Genomic DNA, 6,932 nt, shown 5'->3' on the forward strand with positions numbered 1-6,932 from the left:
CCAGACCCCACTGGGGGATGAATCCCCCAGACCCCCTCTTTTTTTCAATCGTTTTTTTCTCCAACCTTTTGTTGCATGAACTCCCGCAGCAGGGAGGTAGCATAGGCACCGCGTGGCAGGGAAAATTGCAACCACAACCCCTTTTTTTCCCAGGTCAGGGTCAAATCCGTGGGGATGACCCGCAACGCCCGTCGTTCACCCTGCACGGAGAATTCTGTCAGACGGGTGACAGCTTCGGCTTTGGTTCGGGCTATATCCGCTTCCATATTTCCAGGTTCGCCGGATGGTTGCAGCAAGCTGCGCCCGAACAGCGGGCCTGTAGGGTGGATTTCGCCGGCGGCAAAGCGTGGTTGTTCCAAGCTCGCGCTTTGGACGACAAAGCAGGCCGAACGGCCTTGCAACTGGGCAACATCCCCATCCAGGAGTTGTGTAAAACGGTTTGTCGTCAGACGTTTCGCCAAGACCTGGTTGAACAGCTCGGAACGGACGGCGGAGAGGTAGAGACCGCGCTGTTTGCGGTTGCCGCCGGTTTTTTCCCCTGCCAGCATGAGCAATCCGTTTTGGACATTATCCCCTGCGCGGCCAAAACGTTGGGGGCCAAAAAAGTTGGGGAAACCGTATGTTTTGATCCAGGCAGCGGTCATGGCTGCACCTTCCTGATGTTGCGGCGTGCACTGTGCCCCGCTCAGGAAGATGCGAAAATGGTTGCCGCTCAGGTGGCCGATGCGGATTTTACGCCGGTGCCGGACCGCATCGAGAATACGGAGTCCTGCCGGAAGAAGGGGAGTCAAATCAGGCAACTCCCGTTGCGGCAGATGAACAGAAAACGCCTGCACAGCCAGAGACCAACGATCTTTGAGACCCGCATAGCCGATGGCTGCACGCGGCGATGCGCAGGAGCGGGCGAGCCAATCGACCACCTGCTCTGTGGTCATGCCGGATCGTTCCACGGTCAGGATCCAGTGTTCTCCATTGCCATCGGGTTGCTCTGGACGTATTTCCGTGACCTGAAAGGTTTCCGGTGTGGTCTTGATCTCGCCACCCAGGCCGGCACCCGGCGAGGCCAGTGGAAGATCAGGTTGAATCAAGACGTTTTTTTCCATGGTGTGCAATTTTCTGTTTGACTTTGGTGGTGGAGCCGATTATTAGGTTGAGCGTCCCACCTGCTGGATGATCGGTCGGTTTGAATCCCTGAACCAAAGAGAGACGACTCGCCGGGCTTCGTTGGCCTGAATCGGCTTGGGTTTGCCGTGTGACCGGGTTTTTTTGGCCAAGTTGTCTGCGGGGGATCCCCGGATTTGGCTTGGCTCCGGCTTGGCTTGTGTTTGCGAAGCCACGAACCATGCTCCTCTTCCGGGCTGATGGCAAGTTTCTCCTTACCGGATCGTGCCCATACCAGAAAGTGCACCTTTTCCGAAAGCAGACTCCCCCCTGTTCGCATGCCCGTTTTTGATATGTTCATGCCCATGTTGATGAAATTCGAGGTCTTATGAATCTGAGTGACCTGAAATCCATGAATGTTGCGGATTTGACTGGCCTGGCCGCGGAAAAAAAGGTGGAAGGGGTCAGCGGGATGAAGCGGCAGGAACTCATCTATGCGATCCTGAAGACCGAAAGCGAAAAAAATGGTCAGATTTACGGCGAAGGGGTGTTGGAGATTCTTCAGGACGGCTTTGGATTTTTGCGGGCGCCCGATACCAACTATCTGCCAGGACCAGACGACATTTATGTTTCACCTTCCCAGATCCGGCGTTTTGGTTTACGCACCGGGGATGTCATCGAGGGGCAGATCCGGTCACCCAAGGAGAGTGAACGTTATTTTGCCCTGCTGCGGGTTGAAAAAATCAACTACGAGGATCCCCTTAAATCCCGGGATAAAATTTTGTTCGACAATCTGACCCCGCTCTATCCAGACGAGCGTTTGCGCATGGAGGTGGATGGCGAAGGGCCGGTGGAAAAAACCCTGGGACCACGGGTGATTGATCTGATCTGCCCCATCGGCAAGGGACAGCGGGGTTTGATCGTTGCCCAGCCACGCACCGGCAAGACCATGCTGATGCAGGGGATAGCTCACTCCATAGCTGTCAACCATCCGGAAGTGATCCTGCTGGTCCTGCTCATCGACGAACGGCCCGAAGAGGTGACCGATATGAAGCGGTCCGTCAAGGGGGAGGTGGTCTCCTCCACTTTTGACGAACCCGCCACGCGCCATGTGCAGGTGGCCGAAATGGTGATCGAAAAGGCCAAACGTCTGGTGGAACATAAGCGCGACGTGGTGATCCTTCTCGACTCCATCACCCGCCTGGCGCGCGCCTACAACACCGTTTCCCCCTCCTCTGGCAAGGTTCTTTCCGGTGGTATCGATGCCAATGCCCTGCAACGCCCCAAGCGTTTTTTCGGCGCCGCCCGCAACATCGAGGAGGGCGGTTCGTTGACCATCATCGCCACGGCCTTGATCGATACCGGTTCCCGCATGGATGAGGTGATTTTTGAAGAGTTCAAAGGAACCGGCAACATGGAGGTCCACCTGGATCGCAAACTCGTCGACAAGCGCATTTTCCCTGCCATCGACATTGCCAAATCCGGTACGCGCAAGGAGGAACTCCTGACCGAAAAAGATGAAATCAGCAAACTGTGGGTCTTGCGGCGTATCCTTCTGCCCATGGGACCGCAGGACTCCATGGGGTTTTTACTGGACAAGGTCAAAGCCGCCAAGAATAATGCAGAGTTTTTTGCAAGCATGAACAACTGACTGGACAAGGACGAACCATGAAGCCAGATATTCATCCCGAGTACACGGATGCGGTATTCACCTGTGCCGGTTGCGGGCAGATCTACAACACCAAGTCCACCAAAGGTGACATGAGCTTGGCTGTGTGTTCCGCCTGTCACCCCTTCTTCACCGGCAAGCACAAGTTGCTGGATACCGCCGGACGGGTGGAGCGGTTCCGCCGCAAGTATGCCTCGGCTGCCGAAAAGGAGGCCCAGGGGGCGACGGCTGGGCAAGACAACAAAAAGCCGACAAAAAAATCCGGCAAGGAAGCCGTCTGAGCGCGTTTATGCCGGCGGGTGAGGGGTCTGGTGTCACCCGCCGGTCCAAGCTTCTGGTGCGCTTCCTGGGGCCAAAAAATGGGTATGCCGATTTTTGACGGTCGGCAGGGAGGCATGCCACTGGTTCCCGGTTTTGCTTCCGGGTGCCGTGCAGTCGCTCTCTACCCGGTTTTCTCGAACTGCAAAAGAAACCGCTTGCTCTCCACACCCCCGCCACCACTGTACCCTCCCAAACCACGGGTGGCCACCACCCGGTGGCAGGGGATCAAGAAGGGTAGGGGATTGGCCCCGACGGCCTGACCGACGGCTCGCGGGGCGGAGCTCAAGGCCTTTGCCATTTGGCCGTAGGTGCGTACTTCGCCGAAGGGTATCGTCGAGATTTCCCTCCACACCCGCTGCTGGAAGGGTGTGCCGTGGGGTTGCAAGGGCAGATCCACGACAGGAGCTTCCCTCCGGGCATAGCTCTCCAGCCATTGGCAAAAAGCGCGACAAAGCGGGGAGTCTGCGGATGTTTTCGTGACAACGCCGTCGGTATCGGGCGCGTGTGTCTCCATGTCGGGCGCGTGCCACCGGAGGGCGCAAATGGCTCCATCCGTTATCCAGATCTGGAAATTTCCCAAAAAATGGGGTAACTGCCCAGGTACCCGGTAACGAATCGGGGTCCAGGGGGCTGGCTCCCTGGCGGGTCCAGGGCAGCGCCCTGGTGGGGTTCGGGACGAAGCCCTGACAAAGGCTTTCATATCCAAGCTTTTCTTGAAAGGGTGGTGAATAGTTACCTGAATAGTTGCAAAATGGGTCTGTATGCAGGCTGTTTCCTGCGCCCCCATTCCCCGAGCCTCAATCATGGGTTGCATATATCCCTTGGTTTCGCATCCTTTTCCTCGCGCCTCAATCATGGGTTGCATATATTCCTGAGTTCCGCATCCTTTCGCCATACAATCTCTGCTGAACTCTCCCTGTCGGATGCGATACAAACTTCCCAGTCGCTTTTGGGCTCCACCGACAATATGACGCTTGTTGGTATTCCCATGGTTTGGGCATACTCAAACGTTTTTACTTTCACCCGGTGCAAATTTTTGGCAACTTGTTTCACACCACTGTATTTTTCATCGTCGATCCAATAATATGTAACACAGTGACGCGCCGATTGTAATAAAATAAAATCGGCATCCAAAGCGTTGCGGGTTGTTGTCAAATGTTTTCCCAAAAATGGCGCAACAATGTCGGGAAAAGGACAGACAAATATTTTAAAGGGTTTGCCAACTCCCGCCCTGGGCGTCATGCCTGGATGGGCATTGATCGTGGCGGAAAGATTTTCAATGGCCGGTTTGTGGCTCAAGAGCCAATAATCTATGGTAAACCGGTTGTAGGCACCGTGGAGACCTCCGATCAGGGCATTGTAGAAGGAATATTCAATGGGATGCAAGAGCCACATCCGGGCAACCTGGGTAAAAAGAGCCAGAACAACAATCCATACGCTGAGTGTTGCAAGGAACTTTCTGCCTCGCCGACGCAGCCAGGATAGCATCGAAACCAGGAGGAGCGCCTGCAAGGCTGCCATGGGTGGCAGTAGAAAGAGAAAATGGCGGGTGCCGTTGTAGATGGATGGTCGGAAAATCACCACAAACAAAAGGGGAACGAGCAATCCCGCCAACAAACCTGCGTATCCTACGATCTCGCTGTTTTCGCGACCATCTCGGGTGATGAACAATCGATGCAGGGCAAAAGGAACCGCCGCAAGCAACAAAACCAGGGAAATCTCCGGCAACTCAATACCAAAATGGATCGGGAGGTAACTGAGTGGCAGGTCGGAGGAGCGATACGCCTCCCCAAACATGAATACAGTGTAATCATGGGAAAATTTCGCTGCCATGGACAGGGTATGTCCAAGGGTCTGCACGGGACTTACCAACGCGGACGGCCAGAGCAGAACGCAAAATACGCAGGAAAATAGTGCCAGGAGAAAAATGGGAAATTTGTTTTTGATCAGGGTGTCGCCGAATGATTTCACGGCTGCTTGCCCAGAAACAAGCCATTGTTTGTAAAACAATAAAAGAGGAAGAATGATCCACAAAAGGCCGCCAAAGGTACGCATCCCCAGCGTGACACCAAGCACCATGCCGGTCCGAATGGCCAGTTTGGCCGGAATGGAGGGATAAACATCGGCTATGCGGATCAAATGATAAAGAGACCAGACATACCCCACGGCAAAAGGCATATCCTTGGGGTTTATAAACACATGCCCGAAATATCTGGGCATCAGGAGCAGCAGGATTGCAGCCCAAAACCCTGCCTGTTCACCCCCAATGTAACGGGTGAGACGCCACACCCCTGCCACACCCAGCATGCCCAGGAGGGGAAGCCAAAGGCGGGATGTGTGGTACGCATCCAGTTCCAGCAGACGCTCCAGAAGGGCAGAGACGACATGGACATGTCCGCCATAATAGCTGGTTGCAAAATCGGGATTGACTGCCTGACGATCCTGAAATAACGACGTAAAGAAGGCAAGAACTCTATGACCTTGCGCCCAATGTTCCGGTTCATCCCAGGCAATGCCAAAATCCATTGCCATGGAAAACACCAGGACGGTTGAACACAAAAAAAACAGACCTGACCACCTGTCAAACCGCCGTTCCGATTGCATGTGGACCGGTCTCCGCCGAATCGGTATTTTGATTGGGAAATGAATCTACGCGACCAAAGCCCCGCGGCAGGAGGATCCGCTTCCAGCCGTACAGCCAAAGCAGTGCTCCCCTGTCACAATGGGTCGCGCCAGCAACCGCTGCACATTCGCATGCGTGACACGCCCCCCTGCGGAAATGGCCAAACCCAGGGCCAGGTTGAAATCGCAATCGTAGAGGGCGCCATCCCAGCCCACGCTGATCTGGCTGCGACACATGAGCCCTTTCAGGGTACCGGGGTTGAAGGCATCGCGCAGCAAGGCCCGGTAGGTCATTTCCCGATTTTGGCGGCGCAGATCCACACGAAAACGTCCGATAGGCATATTGGCGATGGTCAGCAGATGGCTGAACACCACCCCATGGCGAAGTTGCAACTCCCGCCGATAATCCGCTTCCAACCGGCATTGGTCGGGTGGCAGAGACGGGCCGCCAGGATTGTAAACCAGGTCCAGGGTCAGATCCGGCTGCAAGCCATAGCCCAGTTGGTTGAGCAGGCGCAGGGCCGCAACGGAACGGGTGTAGGTTCCTACGCCCCGTTGGGCATCGACATTTTGTTCCAGATAGCAGGGCATGGATCCCACAAGCCGTACCTTGCGGGCAGAAAAATACTCCGCCAGTCCAGCCGCTGCCGGCTCGGTGTGGACGGTCAGATTGGTTCGCACCTGGACCGCGATCGACCTTTCCCACAGCGCGTCGATAAAACGTCGCAACAAGGGGTGGAGTTCCGGGGCGCCACCTGTCAAATCCACATACCGGCACCCGGATCGGTCGAGCAAATCCAGGATTTCGGTCATGGTTTGCCAGGTCATGCTCTCCTGCCTCCGTGGCGAGGCAGCCACATGGCAATGGTGGCACTCCAGATTGCAGCGCATCCCCAGGTTGACCTGGATCGTCGTCAAGGCAAGGGAGGTGAGAACCGTGGAACCGGTGTGGCTTGCCACGCTGTGCAGGAAGTCGTTCAAGAAAACACCTCCAACAATCCATCGCCCGCAAAGGCCACGACCTGCGACGGCCATAACCTCCAACCTCGGCCCACTCTAACAACTCGGTTCCGCGTCCGCAAGACGTGCGGGCCATGGCCGCAGGGCAATCGCACTTGAAGCCGAAGTGTCCAAAAAAATGATTGAAAGACTGGGATGGAAATCCAGGTGGTGCCCGACATTGACCTAATTGCCTGATGTGGCGTAAATTTTCTCTGAC

At 55.6% G+C, this 6,932-nt stretch carries 6 protein-coding genes; 2 read left to right on the plus strand and 4 right to left on the minus strand.

Features of this window, described 5'->3' with window-relative positions; all coding sequences use genetic code 11:
* Positions 1–44: 44 nt before the first annotated feature.
* Positions 45–1,103: a tRNA pseudouridine(13) synthase TruD gene (locus HQL63_15255; protein ID MBF0178182.1), complete on the minus strand. Its 1,059-nt coding sequence runs from the start codon at positions 1,101–1,103 to the stop codon at positions 45–47.
* 386 nt (positions 1,104–1,489) lie between these two features.
* Here HQL63_15255 and rho point away from each other — a divergent pair, with 386 nt between their 5' ends.
* On the plus strand, positions 1,490–2,752 hold the full coding sequence (gene rho / locus HQL63_15260) for a transcription termination factor Rho (protein ID MBF0178183.1): 1,263 nt from the start codon (positions 1,490–1,492) through the stop codon (positions 2,750–2,752).
* A gap of 17 nt (positions 2,753–2,769) precedes the next feature.
* Positions 2,770–3,051: a 50S ribosomal protein L31 gene (gene rpmE, locus HQL63_15265; GenBank protein MBF0178184.1), complete on the plus strand. Its 282-nt coding sequence runs from the start codon at positions 2,770–2,772 to the stop codon at positions 3,049–3,051.
* A 161-nt stretch (positions 3,052–3,212) separates the two neighbouring features.
* On the opposite strand, the gene HQL63_15270 is transcribed toward rpmE, so the two are convergent.
* From HQL63_15270 to arsS, 3 genes are all read right to left on the minus strand, one after another.
* Complete coding sequence (locus tag HQL63_15270; protein MBF0178185.1) at positions 3,213–3,605, minus strand: methylated-DNA--[protein]-cysteine S-methyltransferase; 393 nt, start codon at positions 3,603–3,605, stop codon at positions 3,213–3,215.
* Positions 3,606–3,943: 338 nt separating this feature from the next.
* A complete protein-coding gene (locus HQL63_15275) occupies positions 3,944–5,623 on the minus strand; it encodes a hypothetical protein (protein MBF0178186.1) in 1,680 nt (559 codons plus the stop codon).
* 117 nt (positions 5,624–5,740) lie between these two features.
* Entirely contained in the window at positions 5,741–6,748 is a 1,008-nt protein-coding gene (arsS, locus tag HQL63_15280; GenBank protein ID MBF0178187.1) for an arsenosugar biosynthesis radical SAM protein ArsS, read from the minus strand.
* Between the last annotated feature and the right edge of the window lie 184 nt (positions 6,749–6,932).

The sequence above is a fragment of the Magnetococcales bacterium genome (assembly GCA_015231175.1).
Taxonomy (GTDB): domain Bacteria; phylum Pseudomonadota; class Magnetococcia; order Magnetococcales; family DC0425bin3; genus HA3dbin3.